The following is a 17,130-nucleotide window of genomic DNA, read 5'->3' on the forward strand; positions in this document are numbered from 1 at the left end:
AAACTAAGTGTCTTTAGAACTTAAGTTTTTACCTCTTAAGCTAATATTTTTAGGTCTAGCTTTGGCTAGACCTTTTTAAATTTAAACCAGCTAAATTTAGTCAGCAACCCTTTTTAATCTATCTTTATAAAACTAGTAAAAATTTGGCTTGATAGATTATATCTCTTATCTTCGCTAAATTTTTACGTTGTTTCTACTTGCAGTTGCGATCACAAGAGAAAAAACTCTTAAAAAATATTGCGATACTTTGCCTTAAATTTTTGCATTCAAATTCATAATTAAATTTTTAAATTTTGCTTACTCAACCATGTATACTAAAAATACAAACCACTATAAATCTCTAAATCCTAAGCTGTAGCGCAAGATATGGGAAGCTTGTGAGCGACAGACGATTGCAAAATGCGGATCTTTTAAGCTTATTTTCGGATATAATTGGCTCTTAAATTTAAATATCTTTTAAAAGGAATAAAGGAATGGCAAATATTTTTCTTTGCTCCTACTTCGCGGAGGTTGCGAGCAAGATCAATGAAGTGGTAGATTTTCAAGGTAAGCATGTTGCTTTTATCGATACGGCAGCAAAATTTGAAGAGGTGAATTTTTACGTAGATGAAGCGGTGAAAATTTTGGAAAAATTTGGTGCGAAGCTGACTCGTATTGATATTTCTTGTGTTAAAAACTTGGTTACGCAGATTTCTGAATGTGATGAGTTTTGTGTTGCAGATGATAAAATTTTAGCTACTATTGATAAGTGCGACATCATTTATGTAAGCGGCGGAAATACATTTTATCTGCTTAATGAGCTGCAAAAATCGTGCGCCGAACAAGCTATAAAAAACGCGGTTAAAGCTGGTAAAATTTACGTCGGTGAGTCAGCAGGGGCGATCGTGGCCGCACCAGACACGAGATATGCTACGCTTATGGATAAAAGTAGTGTAAACATGAGTGATTTTACAGGATTAAATTTGGTTGATTTTTGCGTAGTGCCGCACTTTGGCTGTGAGCCTTTTGTGGAGGCTACTCACGAGATAATGGAGAAATTTGGGGACTTGTTCGATTTGCGACCTATAAATAATGCTGAATTTATTGCGCTTTGAGATAAAAATTTATGCGATCTCTGATAAAACATACGCCAAATATTTACTCAGAGCATTTTCCCTATAAAATCACTTTTTGTCTGCAAATCTTCCTTATAAATAAAGAAAATAATTAAAACGCAAAGTTTAATTTTTAAGGCTAGAAAATTAAGCAAAAACCGCTATAATTTCGCTCTGGCACGGTAAGCGGTCGCTTTTGCACTACGCAAAAGAGGAAAGTCCGAAAATTTACCCTACTCAAATATATTTTTATGCAAAATTTCTTCTAGCACAACTGTGGCGTATGAGCCCTTTTGAAGTGTGAAATTTAAGCTAAAATGAGCGTTTTCTTCGTTGTATTTGTAGCTTGTATTTTCAAGATACGCCCAGTTAAAGCGCCTTGAGCCAGCGATCTTTGAAGTAAGCGAAAATGCCTCAGCGAAAATTTCATCCTCAAGCTCTTTTGCCACGCCGCTTGCCTCATAGGCCTTTGCACCAACTATAAGTCCAAGGCTTGTGATATCGCGCTTAGCAAATCTTTGCGCCTCTTGATCTAAATTTTCACATAAAAAGAGCTTGCCAAATGGATAGTGCCCCAAAACCTCTCCTGGCAAAAGCTTAAAAAAGCTCTCCTGCGCCTTCATCGCTTTTAGTTCATCTTTGCTAAAGTTTTTATAAATTTCACCTAGCTCACTTAGGCTAAAATCACTCACAAACCTTGAAATTTCAACCCTTTTGCTAAGATAGCGGTTGAAAAGATCGCTTTGATAGGCTGAAATCAAAAAGTCATTTAGCTTTACATTTTTGCTCTTTTTGCCATTTATCGTGCCATTTTTAAGTAGCTCAAGTCCAGTTTCAGCATTGTCACCAAATTTACCAAAACGCTGATAGCCAAAGTAGTTTGCATAGCCCATTTTATCGATGCTGACAAAGGCCTGCTCGAGCTTTTTAGCGCTACTTGGTAGCACCTTTTTTAGGCGGATGAAAAAGCTATTGCCCTTTAGATGTCCGATGCGAAGCTTATTTTTATGCACGTTTAAATTTAAAATTTTCATCTTTTCATGGCTAAAGTTTGCAAGCGCGCTCTCAAATTTACGAGGCATCGAGATAAACTGCGTCGTCATGCCCTGCTTGTCTTTTAGTCCAGCATAGCCAAAGTCGCGCATCTTAGCCCCAGTAACTTCGCTTAAGGCGTGCAAAGCGTCGCTTGTCGTCATATCTTTTTTAGAAATTTCAACGATCAAGTGCTCACCGTCGCCACTAAATTCATAAAGTGGTATCTCGCGCACGACAAAATCATCTGAATTTTTAGAAAAATATGCCTCGATGGGCGCATGAGTAAGCGCATAGAGCAGCTTAAAAGTGGTGGCTTCTTGCATTTTGTCTTAACCTTTTGTGTGAAATTTTTGCAAAGATATTGATCTTTGTCCTAGTTTTTGCGGCGATCCTTTTAATAGCGCTTAAATTTTTAGGGCTAAAGGTAAATAAAACCTCGTACTCCTCGCCGCTACTAAGCTCAAATTTGCTTAGTTTTTTTGTAAATTTAGCGCCCTTTTTGCTAGCCTTTAAAAGCTTGCCAAGATCGGTATTTAGCCCGTCTGAGATATCCATGGCGGAGTTTATAAGATGAGCTACTTTATAAAAAAATTTATCTCTTAAAACAGGCTTTTTAAAGCGTGAGTTTTTAGAAATTTGAGCCAGTCTTAAAAGCGAGTTTAGCCCCTTTTGACTGCCTCCAAGTTTGCCTGTAAATGCGATAAGATCACCAAATTTAGCATTTTTTCTAAGCACTGCCCTGCCCTTTAGCTCGCCGATCACACTAACGCTTATGTTTAAAATGGAGCTACTTATCGTGTCGCCGCCTATTATCTTTACGCCAAACTCCTCACACGCCCTATTTATGCCCCTACTTAGCTCGCTGATCTGGCGCGGCGTGAAGCTCTTTGGCAGACTAAGCCCAAGAAGGGCAAATTTAGGCTTTGCATTCATCACGATCGTATCTGAAAAATTTACGATCATCGCCTTGTAGCCGGTCTCTGCAAGGCTTAGCCAGCCAAGCTTAAAATGCGAATTTTGCGCAAAAATGTCCTTGCTAAAGACCATTTTGCCAGCAACCGCCGCGTCATCGCCGATATATGCGTTACTAAAGCATGCAATCGTGAAATTTTCTTTATCCATTGAGCTATTATAATGAAACTCCTTTTAAATTTAGGATAAAATAAGCCCAAAAAAAGGATACAGATGCAAAGAGTTGAGATTTTTAGATTTGACGCGAAAAGAGATGTTTTGGCATATTTTAAGCCCTATTTTTTAGAGATTTCAGACTTTGCAAACTTAAACGAGCTTTTTGCCCACGTAAAGAGCATAGACCCCTATTTTAGCCCATTTGATGGCTTTGTCAAGGTAAATGACGTCGTAGTTAGCACCGACCAGCCGCTTGCAAATTTAGCTCAAAAATTTGGAGACGAGCTTTGCATCGCCCCGCTTGATGAAAAAAGAGCGGTTATAGACCTTGCCATAAATGATGATGACTTTTGGGCGAAATTTGAGCCATTTGCTAGCTTTTGCAAAAGAGCCGACAAAGAGCTTTACGCTAGCTTTAAGCCCTATTTTTACGCTGATTTTGTAAAAGACTATGAGCCAAATTTTATAGGCGTAGCAGCGATAATACTAGCTCATCATCTTTATAAAAATGAGAAAAATGATGAAATTTTAAAGATAATGAGTGCTAAAAACGGCGTTTTGATAGCCTGCGAGCTTGATGACTTACTATTTGAAGGTAGCGAAATTTATAGTGAGGCTATCAATTTTTTTAAAGAAATTTTAGGCATAAAAGCTACGCAAAAATATGAAAACGAGCTTGAAAAGATAAAAAAACTTGATAAATTTAAAGATTTTAAAATAGCCATAAAAGATAGACTCCCCGCAAATTTAAGCGCATACAAGGCAAATTTTATAGAGTTAAACGCCAAAATGCCTTGTGGATATGATCTTTTAAAGGCCGATGAAGAGCTAGCTTGCAAGCTTGCTAGTAAGATTATTTTTGCTGCATTTGACAGTGGGGCTGATTTTTTACTAGCTAGCAATGAGGCGGAGTTTTATATCTTTGACACGCTAGCAAAAAAGCTTGAGAAGTCTGCTAACAGAAGCTTGCAAGACTTTTATGTCCTAAGAGCGAGCGAGCTAATGGCACTTGAAAATGGCGAAATACCAAGCAGCCTAAAAGAGCATGTTTTAAAAGTAAGCCTAGTAAATTTATAAGCTGCGTCAAAAAACAAGATATAAAAGACGCCTAAATGCTAGACTGGCAACAAAACGGACAACCGCGCAGCCTAAAAACAACCCAAAAGCACATTTAAAAAACTAAATAGTCAAGTTGCGACTATTAGATTTTTAAATTTAAGAGTCTTAAAATCGGCTACAAGACTATCAAATTTAAATCTCCTGCGCGATATTTTAAAGCCAGCAAAAAACTTGTAAATTTAGGTTTATGCCAAGACTATAGCGTCTAAAAGGTAAGACGGCGGTTGTCAAAGGTAAATTTCAAACTAGAGTTGTCAAATTTATGGTTCATTTTTACTAGCCACTTCTAAAATTTATGCTTACATTTGCCTTGCAGTTCAAAAATCAAAACAGTAGATGATCTTTAAAAAACTTGATTTAGTAAATTTTGATCAAAATTTAGGCTACGTATAAATTTACAGCAGCTTATCAACACAAAAATAGCACGAGCCTAAAAGCAGCCAAGCAGATCGTCATTTAATGGCTTCATCTAGCAAATTTATATGTCAAATTTACTGGCTTTATTTTAAATTTTGTCAGGTTTTCTTCTAAATTTGTTTTAAAGTAAAAGACCAGCAGGCAAAGTTTTATAGTTCAACACAAAACAAGCGCACAGCCTGACTTAAAAAAAACAATCTATAATTTGCTAGTTTATTTTAAATTCCACAAGCTCACTATTTTAAATTTGATCCAATACGCTAACTTTAACTATTTAAAAACTTAAAAAATACTTGCAAAAGTCAGGCAGGCAGGCTTTATATTTACATGCAAATTTACCAAAACAGGCACAACACAGCTTTATAAAAACATGCCGCCACCTACTAGCTTTATTAAAATTAAAAGTCTTAACACTTCTGTTTTTTTAAATTTAAATGTTTTCTGCACTTCTAGGTTTTTAAATTTAAAGTTTTTACACACATCGTAATAGATCAAATTTAAAATTTCCTAGCACACCACTCTAAATTTTACCTCCAATAAAGCAAAATCATATTATTTTACGTAATTTTTTATATATTATTTTTAGTATTTTTAGAAATTTGATATGCTAAATTTAAAAATTTGTGTTTTCTGGTGTAAATTTTGGTAGTTTTCAAGCCAACCAAGCCAACCAAATTTAACTAGAAATTTTCATAATAATGGCAAGAAATTTTTATGCTGTGATATAAAAATGGCCTTAAATTAAGCCATTTTTAAGCACAAAAACCAATCTTTTTTGAACTTAAAAGCAATTTTATCAAGCCAAAATGCTAAATCAAATTTAAAGCTTAATAATCAAGAGCTTTGCCTATACGGCCAAGAGCGAACTTGAGCGATCACGCTGGCTTTATGCGCCGATCGAGCCATTCTTAGCGATGAAGACGGCCAGCAAACAGGGAGGCGGCATTTCACACGACTGCGACAGGCAAGTAGCCGCTTGAATATCACTACATGGATTAAAAAAAGGGTTGGGCGACTGAGCGCATTTTCTTGCCGCTTTTGCACACGAGCGTGCCAAAGCCACTAGGCTACAACTCTACCCAAATATCTCAAATTTATGAAAAAGCTCTGGTTCATCTTTCACTATGCCTCGCTTCACAAGCTCAGCCACCACTTCGCGCTCGCAGTCAGTTTGCATAGGCCAGCCACGCGTATAGCCCTCTAGCTCGTCCTTGCTCGTCGCATCCACGCAGAAATTTTCGCCCTCTGCGTAGATATCACGCAAGGCATCTATGTTATTTGTCACGCGCCAAAGCAGCATATATTGGTTTTCTAAGTAGTTTTGCATATCGACGACAACGAGAAGCTTGAAAAATTCTTTAAAGGCTAAAAGCTTTTCAAATAGCTCTTTTACAGGGCGATCTTTTTCAAATTTAATAACGCAAATAGGCGTTTTGCTCCTGGTTTTAAACTGCCTAAGCTCCTTAACATTTGGCACAACGCTTTGAAATTTAGCCAAAAGCCCATCGTCGCTTAATACCTCAGGGCTAAATTTACAAAAGTCCTGCGTCGCGTCGATGCCTAGCTTGCCGCCAAAGCACGAGTTTGGACTGGCGTGATCGAGCTGATCGCACACGCCTTGGCTTATCAGCACACTCTCACTGCCAAATCTATCAAGCACAAAGTCCGCAAATTTGTCGTATTCTGCTAGCTCTGGTGCATCGTTACCCACAAAGATCGCATGTTTTACAAAGCTCATCTGCCCAACTCCCCAAAACGCGTGCATCGCCTGCTTTGCGTGCGCTGGATAAAGGGCGTTGATCTTGGCTAGGATAAGGTTGTGAAAGACGCCATTTTCAGGCATGTTGTAGTCTAGCAGCTCTGGCACGGTCGTTCGCAAAAGTGGCAAGAAAATGCGCTCAGTCGCCCAGCCCATGTATTTATCCTCAAGCGGCGGCTTGCCAACCACGGTTGCGTGAAATACGGGCTCACGCTTGCTCGTTATCGCCGTAACCTCCATCACTGGAAACGGCTCAACTGGCGTGTAAAAGCCAGTGTGATCGCCAAATGGCCCCTCAAGCTCGCTCTTGGCCGTATCGACAAAGCCCTCTATAATGTAGTCGGCGTCGTGCGGGACGTAAATTTCATTGGTTAGCGACTTTACAAGCTTGGCTGGCTCTTTGCGGATAAAGCCATAAAGTAGTAGCTCAAAGACTCCCTTTGGCAGCGGCGCTTGACCGCACCAGATGTAGAGTGGATCGCCACCGATTGCCACAGAGACTGGCATCTTACGGCCTGCGCGCTTATACTCGTGAAAGAAATTTGCACCGTCTTTGTGGATCTGCCAGTGCATACCAAGGCGGTTTTTATCATAAATTTGCAGTCTATACATACCTAAATTTTGCAGCGCGCCATCAAGACTTTGCGTATAGACCTGCCCCATCGTGATAAAAGCACCTCCGTCATGCGGCCAGGTCTTTAGCGCAGGTAGGCTCAAAAGATCAGCCTGCTCGCCTATAAATTTGACCTGCTGGCACTCACCCTCACCCTTTAACCTTTTGGTAAAAATTTTTCTCATGTTAAAAAGATAGGCCAAAAAGTCAAGCTTCTCTTTGAAATTTCCAGGTTTTTTGGGCTTTAAAAGCTTTTCTATCTCGGCTGCGATCTCGTCAGGCCCCACGCCAAATATCAGCTCAAGAGCCTTTTTTGAGCCGTAGATATTTGTAAGCACAGGGGCAAATTTACGCCCAGTTTTTTTGCAGACTGGATTTGTAAAAAGAAGTGCCTGTGAGCCCTCGCGCTTGACCTCGATGTAGCTAGCGTGCGCGATCTCTAGGTCGATATCTACTGGCTCATTGATCACCCTAAGTAGGCCGTTATCTTTTAAAAGCTTGATGTAGTCCATATTTTTCCCTTAAATTTTCAAAGATGATAGCTAAAATTTGATAAAAAAGGCGATGCTAATATTTTGTTATTGCACACAAAGGCAGTTTGTGCGTGTCTGTTTTTTATCGTAAAGATAATAAATTTATAATCTATCATCGTGGCTAAAAAAGTGGCGTAACAGCAGGCGAATGATTAAATTTAAAACTACTCTAGCAGCTCGCCAAATATCTCTTTGCTATATTTCATAAAGCGCTCATTAAGCTTTACGACCTCCGTATCTACGCAAATGAGACTATCTTGCACCTCAAAAATGATGCTCTTATCAGTGATCTTCACCCTTTTGCAAGCGTTATAACAAACATCGCCATTGCACTCTGCATATAGGCCGTTTATGTCGGCGTTTTCGTCGTCACCTTTTTTTAGTTTGATCGGTCTTTGAAAGATGATGTAGTTTTTGTAGTTATATTTGTCGTCTGCAAGACCGATCATATAGTAGTTGTCTTTGCTATTTTTGGTAGCACTTAGGGCTTTTGCTTTAAATTTTAGCTCAAACACGCTTATGCCATCTCTTCAGCGCGTTTTAGTAGCTCTTTCGCCCCTTTTTCTATAAATTTGTGTGCTAGCTCCTTGCCGACACTTTGAAATTTATCTTTGCTAGTCTTTAAGCTATCTTTTATAAACTCGCTTCCATCAGGCAGACCAACGATCGCATCGATAGAAATTTCATCGCCCTTTAGCCTTGCGCTTATGCCTATTGGCACTTGGCAACCCCCCTCTAAAACGCTTACGAAGTCACGCTCTATGGTCGTTTCGATGACCGCATTTTCATCATTTAGAAAGTCAATCTGCTCTAAAATTTGCTTCTCATCTCTAGCCTCGACGCCAAGAGCGCCCTGACCCATCGCAGGTATCATCTCGTCAAAGCCAAATGTGTAGATGTGTGCCACTTCAGCCTTGATATTTAGGCGATTTATGCCAGCCATCGCCAAAATGATCGCGTCAAATTCGCCCTCTTTTAGCTTTCTAAGTCTAGTTTGCACGTTTCCACGAAGCGAGATGATCTCAAGATCAGGCCTCATGATAAGTAGCTGCATCTTGCGGCGCAGGCTCGTTGTGCCAACTTTTGCGCCGTGCGGTAGGTCGCTAAATTTAGCAAATTTCTCACTTATCATCGCATCTCTTGTATCCTCACGTGAGCAAATGGCCGCTAGCTTAAGCCCTTTTGGAAAGACTACTGGCACGTCTTTTAGGCTATGCACGGCGATGTCAGTCTCACCTTTTAGCATGCTATCTTCAAGCTCTTTTGTAAAAAGCCCTTTGCCGCCGATCTTTGCAAGTGGCGTGTCAAGTATCACGTCGCCCTTTGTCTTCATGCCCTCAAGCACGACCTTCACGCCCTTGTGCTGCGCCTCGATCCTAGCCTTGATATGCTCGCTTTGCCAAAGCGCTAAGATACTCTTTCTAGTTGCTATTTTTATCTCTTTCATCATCTCTCCTAATTTACTCTTTTTGGCTCTTCGATGACCTCAACGTCGATGATCTCTCCATCATCTTTTTTACTGCCCTGCTCGCTAAAGTTTTGGAATTTAAACTCCTGATAGCTCTCATTTTTCGCTGCATTTTTCTTAAACACTAAAGAAAAAACAACCACGGCTATGCCAAAAATATCCGTTAAAATTCCTGGCAAAAACAGCAACGCTCCGCCAAAGCTAAATCCTAACTGACTAAATAAATTTCCGCCAAGAAAGCTTTTAAATGCCGCTTGAGGCGAATTTAAGCTAGAAAATCCAGCATTAAAAAGAAGTGCGATGCCCACAAATCCAGAGACCAGCACCTCAAGAAAGTAGTTTAAAAAGCCAAATTTATCAACAAAAAGATAGATAAAGACCGCTTCTATCAAAAAAAACAAAAATGCAAAAAATCTCATAAACTTTCTTTTATCTTTCTAAAGGCCTCGTTTGCCTCTATCGTCTCTTTGCTTAGCCCATCTCTTGTGATAAACTCGACCTTGCCATTTGCAAATTCTTTACCAACAAGCAGCGCATAAGGAAAGCCGATAAGTTCAAAGTCATTCATCTTAACGCCAAATCTCTCGTTTCTATCGTCGATTATGACGCTAACGCCAGCTTTTTTAAGGCTCTCATAAAGCTCAAATGCAAATTTCACGCCCGCTTCATCTTTTAAATTTGAGATGATGATCTCCACATCAAACGGCGCGCACTCTTTTTTCCAGATGCAGCCCTTCTCGTCGTGGCTAGCCTCTATCATCACAGCGATCAGCCTGCTTATGCCAATGCCGTAGCAGCCCATCAAAAATGGCTTTGCCTTGCCGTTTTCATCAAGATATGTCGCATTCATCGCAGCTGAATATTTATCGCCTAGCTGAAAGATATGACCGACTTCTATGCCTTTGCTAAGTTTTAAATTTCCGCCACAAACTGGGCATTTATCGCCCTCTTTTACCTTTACAAGGTCTTTAAATCTCTCTTCGTTAAATCCGCTAACACTAACGCCAACAAAGTGATAATCCTTCTCGTTAGCGCCGCATATCATGTTATTTGTGCCCCTTAGCTCGTTATCTATAAAAAATTTCACATCTTTTAGCCCAACTGGTCCGCAAAATCCAGCAGATAATCCAGCTTTAGCCACGTCAGCCTCACTGGCATCTACAAGCTCAAGCGCCTTGCAAGCGTTTTGCGCCTTTGTCTCTTGAAGCTCATCATCGCCCCTTACAAAAAAGACCACGACCTCCTCTTTATCCTCATAGATCGCCTTTTTCATAACAGCTTTTATGCAGTAAAACTCGCTAACTTTGAAAAACTCAGCGACATCTTTTATAGTTTTTGCATTTGGCGTTAGAAATTTAGCCGCGTCTGCCTCTGGCGCTTCAGCCTCGCTAACTCTTGGTTTGCGCCTTGCAGCCTCGACGTTTGCAGCGTATCTGCAAGCCTCGCAGCAAAGTATGTCGTCCTCTCCGTTACTTGCAAGCACCATAAATTCTTTACTGCCACTTCCTCCTATGGCTCCGCTATCAGCCTCTACGGCTCTAAAATTTAGCCCCAAACGAGTAAAAATCTTACTGTAAGTTGCCTCCATAAGGTCAAACTCACGTTTTAGATCCTCTTTGCTAGAGTGAAAGCTATAACCATCTTTCATCGTAAATTCGCGCCCTCTTAGCAAGCCAAAGCGTGGTCTTGCCTCATCACGAAATTTAGTGTTTATCTGGTATAAATTTAGTGGTAGCTGCTTGTAGCTAGTCACCTTGCCACGCACCAAAGCAACGGCTGCCTCTTCATTTGTGGGGCTTAGCACAAAGTCATTTTCTTTTCTATCTTTAAAGCGCAAAAGCTCCTTACCAAAGACGTTGTAGCGGCCACTTTGCTTCCAAAGCTCGCCTGAAGTGACCACACTAAAGCTCACCTCTAGCGCGCCAGCCTCGTTCATCTCCTCTTTCACCACGCGTGAAATTTTATCGTGCATGATCTTTCCAAGCGGCAGATAGTTATAAAGCCCAGAGCCGATCTGCTCAACAAAGCCACCTCTTATCAAAAACTGATGACTTGGTAAAGATGCATCTTTTGGCGCTTCTTTGGTAGTTGGGGCGTAAAATTTACTAAATTTCATCTATATCTCCTGCTTGAAAATTTTGTTCATCTTTTATGTCAAATAAAAATTTAACTCCGTTTGAAAGCTCGCTCGCTCTCTCCTCGTCTGCAAGCCCTTTTAGCTTCATCGTTGGTTGGTGCAAAAAGGCTTTAAAGACTTGATGAATGAGCTTTTGCGCCTCATCATAATCGCTGTGTTTTAAATAGCCCTTTTTCATCGCCTTTTCTAGCTCATTTTTCGCGCAAATTTCGGCCTGCTTGCGGATTGATTTTATAAGAGGCACGCTCATATCTTCTTTTAAAGTCTTTAAAAACTCGCTCGTGTCTTGACCGACGATCGAGTAGGCCTTTTGCGCCTGCTCTTCTCTGAGGGCTAAATTTTTACGCACGATCTCCTCTAAGCTATCGACCGTATAGACGCTGATAAGCTCCGTGTTTAAAAGATCGATGTCCCTTGGCACGGCGATATCAAAAAAGTATCTGTGAAATTCTCTTGGCTCGATGATCTCGCCTGTGATGATGGCGTGTGGGGCTGCAGTGCTTGAGAAGATGAGATCGTAGTTATTTACGTATTCTTTTAGTTTTAATATGCTATCCCAGCTCGCGCTATCTCCTAAGCTATCAACTAACTGCTCAACGCGCTCGGAGCTTCTGTTTATAATGATCACCTCTGCGCCGCTTGATATGAGGTGCTTTGCTGCTAGCTCGCCCATCTCGCCAGCGCCCACGACGATAGCCGTTTTGCCCTCAAGCGTGCCAAAAATTTCTTTTGCTTTTGCTACGGCGACGCTTGAAACTGAGATCGGGTTTTTAGAAATTTGAGTTTCGTTTCTAACCTTGGCAGCGCACTTACATGCGTAGTGGATGATCTTACTGATATCTTCGCCACATGAGTTGTTGTCATAAGCAAATTTAAAGGCATTTTTTAGCTGGCCAACTATCTGCGTTTCGCCAACGACTAGGCTATCAAGCGAGCTTGCCACAGCAAATAGGTGGTGGGCGGCACCGCTGTTTTCGTAGATGTCAGCTCTCTCATAAAGCTCATCTTCAAAAACGCCTGAAAATATCGACATACACCTGATTATATGAGCAGTGGCAGCCTTTACATCCTCCACGCTAGCTATGATCTCGACGCGGTTGCAGGTGTTTAGCACCATGCTCTCTTTTATGTTTTTGTTTGAGTTTATCAGCTTTAAAATTTGCTCTTTTTTATCGTCACTATCAAATGCAAGCTTTTCTCTGACCGAAATATCAGTATTTTTATATGTAAAACTTATGTCTAAATAGTGCATCAAAATTCCCTATCTATCATGCTTTTTATGATCCCTTCAAGCTCAGCGTTTTTATACTCTCTTATCGCTTCTATTGCTTCAGCTCCAAGCCTTTTTGCCTCGCTTATAGCCTTGCTAAGTGAGCTAGCTTTATCAAAATTTTCTTTTAGCCATGAAATTTCATCCGCGTTTAACTTCTTTGCCCAAAGCGATCTAAGCTTTGTTTTACCAGCCTCGTCCAGGCTCTTATAAAGATAAATGTATGGGAGTGTCGTTTTGCCCTCGACAAAGTCGTTAAGCGCTGGTTTGCCAAGCGTTTTTTCATCTTGAGTGATGTCTAAGATATCATCAACGATCTGAAATGCAAGGCCTAAATTTTTGCCATAAATGCCAAATTTCTCGCTATCTTTGCCAGCTAGCTTTGCCCCGCAAATAGCCGTGGCCTCTATCAAAACAGCTGTTTTATAGTAGATCATTTTTAAATATTCTTGCTCGTTTTCATTAAAATTTTCAGCCATTTTAACATCCATCATCTCGCCGATACTTAGTTTGCTGACCGCATCTGAGATGACAGCTGCGATGCTTGGATCAAATTTTGTAAGCTCAAAATAAGCCTTTGAGTAGAGGATGTCGCCTAGCATGACTGAGTTTTTACTGCCAAAAAGTGCGTTTATGCTTGGTTTGCCGCGTCTTATATTTGCCTCGTCTATGACGTCGTCGTGCAATAAGCTTGCAAGGTGGATGAGCTCGATGATAGCGCAAAGTTTAAGTGAAATTTCACTCTCTCCTGCGATCTTTAAAAGAAGTTTTGAGCGTAGCTTCTTGCCTGAGCTTATCTTTAAAAACATCTCAAACGCCTCTTTATAGCCAAGCTCGCTTATAAATTTGCTCATTATTTCATCGATTTTATCCATTTTTGTCCTTCTATTTATCCTCATGCGGATCTCTAAAACCCACATCCACACGCTTGCTCTCATCTAGCAGCGCCACCCTAAAATGCGCCTTTTTATCCTTAAAATCAATAAATGATATATAAAGGCTCACGCTCTCGTTTGGCGGCATCATAAAATCAGGCAAAACTCGCTGCATGTAGGTGTTTTGTCCTTGTCTTAGCGAAAAGACCATCTGCCTTGGATAGCGCCTAAAAAAGCTTTGCACGGTGATATTTGTGCTATCAAATAGCGTCCAGCGAAAGTCAAACGTTTCAACCCTTTGAGTTCGCTTCTCAGTTATAAAAACTCTCGCCCACTCATCTTTTTTAAGCTCAAATGTATGCACCGAGTTTGGGTCAAAATTTGGCTCTTTTGCAAAGACAAGAGCAGCAAGCAAAGCAATGAGCGCAAAAATTTTACTCATTTTGGCTTAAAATTTCTCCGCTAAGCTCGATATATAGGTCATTTACTCCGTTATAAACTTTATCTTGCTCTGAGGCTATAAAATTTCTAATCTCGTCCTCACCAACGCCATGCTTTTCGCAAAGCTCGCTCATAGCCACAAATTTCTCAAAAATTTTATCTATCTCGTTTTTAACCAAAACGGCATTTGCGTTAAACAAAATGTCATAAAATTTATCCCTCGCACTGCCCTCAAATATATCTATCATCGCTGTTTCTTTGAAAATTTCTTAAGATTATAGCCAATTAAAACTAAGTTAAAAATTTAATATTATCTCCCAAGCCTCGCTAACATTTTTGGCGTTATACGTGGCAGTTTTGCTCTCCTCGCCAAATCCCCAGCAAACTTGCACATATGGCATATTTGCATTTTTGGCAGCTAGCTCGTCTTTTAGGCTGTCTCCTACAAAGATCGCCTTGCTGGCTCCAGTTTTACTAACAGCTAGGTGAAGCATCGCAGGATCAGGCTTTTGCGGTATCTCCTTGCTAGCGCCTATGACCTCGTCAAATAGCTCATAAATTTCATTTTTCTTTAAAATTTTCTCTAGCGTATCGTGCGGTGCGTTGCTTGCCAAAACGATCTTAAATTTAGCCTCTTTGCACTTTTGCAAAAGCTCTTTTACACCATCATAGGTAGTCGCACACTCATCGTAAAATTTCTTAAATTTCTCTTCAAAACCCTCTTTTAAACTCTTGCTTGGCGTGTCTATGCCGTAAAACTCAAGGGCCAAATTTCTACCTGGCTCATTAATCGCTTTTATGATAAATTCCTTATCAAGTGGCGCTAAGCTTAGCTCATCTCTTACTTCATTTACCGTTTTATATATCGCCTCGCCGCTATCTATCACCGTGCCATCCATATCAAAAATAACTACTTTCAATCCTCATCCTTAAATTTATTTTTATGTTTTTCTTTCTTATACGTCTTTTGATTTTTTAGCTTATCAAGTAGATTTGCCGCCTTTAAAAGCTCCTCTTTTGGCGCATTTTTGATAAGCAAATTTATAAAATTTTCTAGCGCCTTTGAGTATGGCTGATCAAGATAAACAGCCTCTATTTTTTCGATGACTTTCGCGTTTTTCTCCACTCTTTGGCGAAATTCAGTCTCGTCAAAGTCATCTCTTTTTAGCCCGTTTATCGCTGATTTTGCAAATTTTTCTAGCGCACGAAGATATTTTACACGCTTAAATTTGTCCGTGACTTGGTTCAAATTTTTCCTTTTTTTTGGCAAATTATATCAAAATTTGATTTTATCCCCTAAATTTTGGCTTTGCTAATGTATAATTTACGCCAAAATTACTTAAACAAGGAGCAAAAATGAGGCAAGAAACCGCTGCGATCCACGTAGGCTACGACACTCAGGGGGGCTTTGGCACGATGGCTGTACCTATTTTTCAAAGCACAGCTTATGACTTTGGAAGTGCCGAGACAGCAGCTGCTAGGTTTGATCTAAAAGATAACGGCTACATCTACACAAGACTTAGCAACCCAACGACAGATATCTTTGAAAAAAGGGTCGCTGCACTAGAGGGCGGAGCCGCTGCGATAGCGACTGCAAGCGGTCAGTCAGCTTTGTTTTACAGCATAATAAATTTAGCCCAAGCAGGCGATAATATCATTATTGCTAAGAAAATTTATGGCGGCACGACAGTGCTTTTTACGCACACGCTAAAGAGATTTGGCATAGAAGCTAGAGTCTTTGACAGCGACACGGCCGATGATCTAGAGGGCTTGATAGACGAAAAAACTAGGGCTATATTTTTTGAAACGCTTTCAAATCCGCAAATTTCTATCCCAAATATCGAAAAAATCGTAGAAATCGCAAACAAATATGGCATCATCAGCATCACTGATAACACCGTGCCAACGCCTATCATCTTTCAGCCGCTTCGCCACGGAGTCGATGTTTGCGTGCATAGCGCTAGCAAATATATGAGCGGTCAGGGTCTTAGCCTAGCAGGTGTCGTTGTAAGTGCAAATCACCTAAACGAGAAGCTAAAAGGCAACAAGAGATATGAGCACTTTAACGTCCCAGACGCGAGCTATCACGACATCGTATATGCTGATATGACGGACCATTTTGACATCTACACGCTAAGAATGAGGCTTGCCATCGTGCGCGACATCGGCGCTGTGATCTCTCCGTTTAACTCTTGGCAGCTCATACAAGGGCTTGAAACGCTCGCTGTTAGGGTTGAAAGACACTCGCAAAACGCGCTAAAAGTGGCTAAATTTCTAAACTCTCACAAACATATAAAAAGCGTGGCATACCCAGGGCTTGCCGACAACGTAGATCACGCAAAGGCGCAAAAATACTTTAAAGATGGCATGGCAAATGGACTATTTTGCTTTGAGACTGATAGCTTTGAGCGCGCAAAAAAGATGCTAGAGCGCGTAAAACTCTTTAAGATCGTAGTAAATATCGGCGATACAAAGTCACTCATCACACACCCAGCCTCAACAACTCACCAGCAGCTAAGCAGCGAAGAGCTCATCAAAGCTGGCATCACAAAAGAGCTGATAAGAGTTAGCATAGGCCTTGAAAACGCCGAGGATCTGATAGCTGATATAGCCCAAGCCCTAGAATAAAGAAATTTCTAGCTCATTTTGGGCTAGAAATTTAAAATTTACTCAAACTTGCCATGTATCCTCTCGCACTCTTTTGCTTGCCATATAAATTTTATAACGATGTAGATGACAAGTAGCGGCACGCTTATATACCAAAATGCAAAAAAGGCGAGTATAAAAAGCATAAATAAGAATGTTGCAAAATATACTAAGACAGCAAGGATGATAATATCAAGCATTTTGCCTCCCATTTTGCTAGTGTTTTGGTGATTTTATAAAAAGCGAAATAAAACGAGACTGAACGGATTTGTTTTGGCTCTAAAATTTGAGCTAAGTTGCAAGCGAAGTCAAATTTTAGTAGGTAATTTTGCATATATGAAGCTCTGGTAAATTTTAAACTTTCATTTACTCCTAAGAATTGACTACTGATTTTAGGTCTCGCAAAGCTTGCCACTAAAATCAGAGCCGAAATTACTCGTTCATGAAATTTTAAAATTTACTTATTACTCATCTGATTTAGCAAAACAAATTTGCAAATTTTAAAACTTTGCTCACTCGCCTTAGCAACTTACCAAATTCAGGTCTCGTTGCCACTTGCCACTAAATTTGGAAGCGTGATATGCTCGTTCATAAA

17 protein-coding genes are annotated in these 17,130 nt (G+C 40.3%); 3 read left to right on the forward strand and 14 right to left on the reverse strand.

Annotated features, from left to right (window positions below):
* Positions 1-473 precede the first annotated feature (473 nt).
* Positions 474-1,094 carry a Type 1 glutamine amidotransferase-like domain-containing protein gene (locus tag UNSWCS_RS09635; RefSeq protein ID WP_021088342.1) on the forward strand — a complete coding sequence of 207 codons (621 nt, stop codon included), beginning with the start codon at positions 474-476 and terminating at the stop codon, positions 1,092-1,094.
* Positions 1,095-1,327: 233 nt separating this feature from the next.
* Here the strand turns inward: UNSWCS_RS09635 and truD are convergent, their stop codons facing one another.
* Positions 1,328-2,452 (reverse strand): tRNA pseudouridine(13) synthase TruD, encoded by a 1,125-nt coding sequence (gene truD / locus UNSWCS_RS09640; protein ID WP_021088351.1) that lies wholly within the window; start codon positions 2,450-2,452, stop codon positions 1,328-1,330.
* Positions 2,430-3,251: a thiamine-phosphate kinase gene (locus UNSWCS_RS09645; protein WP_021088356.1), complete on the reverse strand. Its 822-nt coding sequence runs from the start codon at positions 3,249-3,251 to the stop codon at positions 2,430-2,432. Before UNSWCS_RS09645 ends, truD begins: the two co-directional genes overlap by 23 nt.
* Before the next feature lie 63 nt (positions 3,252-3,314).
* Between UNSWCS_RS09645 and UNSWCS_RS09650 the strand changes: the two genes are divergently transcribed.
* Entirely contained in the window at positions 3,315-4,334 is a 1,020-nt protein-coding gene (locus UNSWCS_RS09650; protein ID WP_021088354.1) for a hypothetical protein, read from the forward strand.
* Positions 4,335-5,868: 1,534 nt separating this feature from the next.
* Here UNSWCS_RS09650 and UNSWCS_RS09655 read toward each other — a convergent pair.
* From UNSWCS_RS09655 to UNSWCS_RS09705, 11 genes are all read right to left on the reverse strand, one after another.
* A complete protein-coding gene (locus UNSWCS_RS09655; protein WP_021088349.1) occupies positions 5,869-7,677 on the reverse strand; it encodes a menaquinone biosynthesis decarboxylase in 1,809 nt (602 codons plus the stop codon).
* A gap of 185 nt (positions 7,678-7,862) precedes the next feature.
* On the reverse strand, positions 7,863-8,213 hold the full coding sequence (locus tag UNSWCS_RS09660; protein WP_021088357.1) for an Imm10 family immunity protein: 351 nt from the start codon (positions 8,211-8,213) through the stop codon (positions 7,863-7,865).
* Positions 8,214-8,215: 2 nt separating this feature from the next.
* Complete coding sequence (gene hemC / locus UNSWCS_RS09665) at positions 8,216-9,145, reverse strand: hydroxymethylbilane synthase (RefSeq protein ID WP_021088352.1); 930 nt, start codon at positions 9,143-9,145, stop codon at positions 8,216-8,218.
* An 8-nt stretch (positions 9,146-9,153) separates the two neighbouring features.
* Complete coding sequence (locus tag UNSWCS_RS09670) at positions 9,154-9,585, reverse strand: FxsA family protein (RefSeq protein WP_021088358.1); 432 nt, start codon at positions 9,583-9,585, stop codon at positions 9,154-9,156.
* A complete protein-coding gene (locus UNSWCS_RS09675; RefSeq protein WP_021088347.1) occupies positions 9,582-11,282 on the reverse strand; it encodes a proline--tRNA ligase in 1,701 nt (566 codons plus the stop codon). Before UNSWCS_RS09675 ends, UNSWCS_RS09670 begins: the two co-directional genes overlap by 4 nt.
* Positions 11,272-12,555 carry a glutamyl-tRNA reductase gene (gene hemA / locus UNSWCS_RS09680; protein WP_021088348.1) on the reverse strand — a complete coding sequence of 428 codons (1,284 nt, stop codon included), beginning with the start codon at positions 12,553-12,555 and terminating at the stop codon, positions 11,272-11,274. The genes UNSWCS_RS09675 and hemA overlap by 11 nt, the downstream gene beginning before the upstream one ends.
* Positions 12,555-13,448 (reverse strand): polyprenyl synthetase family protein, encoded by an 894-nt coding sequence (locus UNSWCS_RS09685; RefSeq protein WP_021088353.1) that lies wholly within the window; start codon positions 13,446-13,448, stop codon positions 12,555-12,557. Before UNSWCS_RS09685 ends, hemA begins: the two co-directional genes overlap by 1 nt.
* A gap of 10 nt (positions 13,449-13,458) precedes the next feature.
* Positions 13,459-13,890 (reverse strand): hypothetical protein, encoded by a 432-nt coding sequence (locus UNSWCS_RS09690; protein ID WP_021088346.1) that lies wholly within the window; start codon positions 13,888-13,890, stop codon positions 13,459-13,461.
* Positions 13,883-14,137 (reverse strand): DUF2018 family protein, encoded by a 255-nt coding sequence (locus UNSWCS_RS09695; protein WP_002940165.1) that lies wholly within the window; start codon positions 14,135-14,137, stop codon positions 13,883-13,885. Before UNSWCS_RS09695 ends, UNSWCS_RS09690 begins: the two co-directional genes overlap by 8 nt.
* Positions 14,138-14,185: 48 nt before the next feature.
* Entirely contained in the window at positions 14,186-14,809 is a 624-nt protein-coding gene (locus UNSWCS_RS09700; protein WP_021088355.1) for an HAD family hydrolase, read from the reverse strand.
* The gene (locus UNSWCS_RS09705) at positions 14,806-15,138 is read right to left on the reverse strand and encodes a hypothetical protein (protein ID WP_021088345.1); all 333 of its coding nucleotides are present in this window, start codon (positions 15,136-15,138) and stop codon (positions 14,806-14,808) included. The genes UNSWCS_RS09700 and UNSWCS_RS09705 overlap by 4 nt, the downstream gene beginning before the upstream one ends.
* Before the next feature lie 107 nt (positions 15,139-15,245).
* Between UNSWCS_RS09705 and UNSWCS_RS09710 the strand changes: the two genes are divergently transcribed.
* Positions 15,246-16,517, forward strand: coding sequence for an O-acetylhomoserine aminocarboxypropyltransferase/cysteine synthase family protein (locus UNSWCS_RS09710; RefSeq protein ID WP_021088343.1), 1,272 nt, complete (start codon positions 15,246-15,248; stop codon positions 16,515-16,517).
* A 38-nt stretch (positions 16,518-16,555) separates the two neighbouring features.
* On the opposite strand, the gene UNSWCS_RS09715 is transcribed toward UNSWCS_RS09710, so the two are convergent.
* A complete protein-coding gene (locus UNSWCS_RS09715; protein WP_021088344.1) occupies positions 16,556-16,735 on the reverse strand; it encodes a hypothetical protein in 180 nt (59 codons plus the stop codon).
* Positions 16,736-17,130 lie beyond the last annotated feature (395 nt).

The organism is Campylobacter concisus UNSWCS (assembly GCF_000466685.1).
Classification (GTDB): domain Bacteria; phylum Campylobacterota; class Campylobacteria; order Campylobacterales; family Campylobacteraceae; genus Campylobacter_A; species Campylobacter_A concisus_A.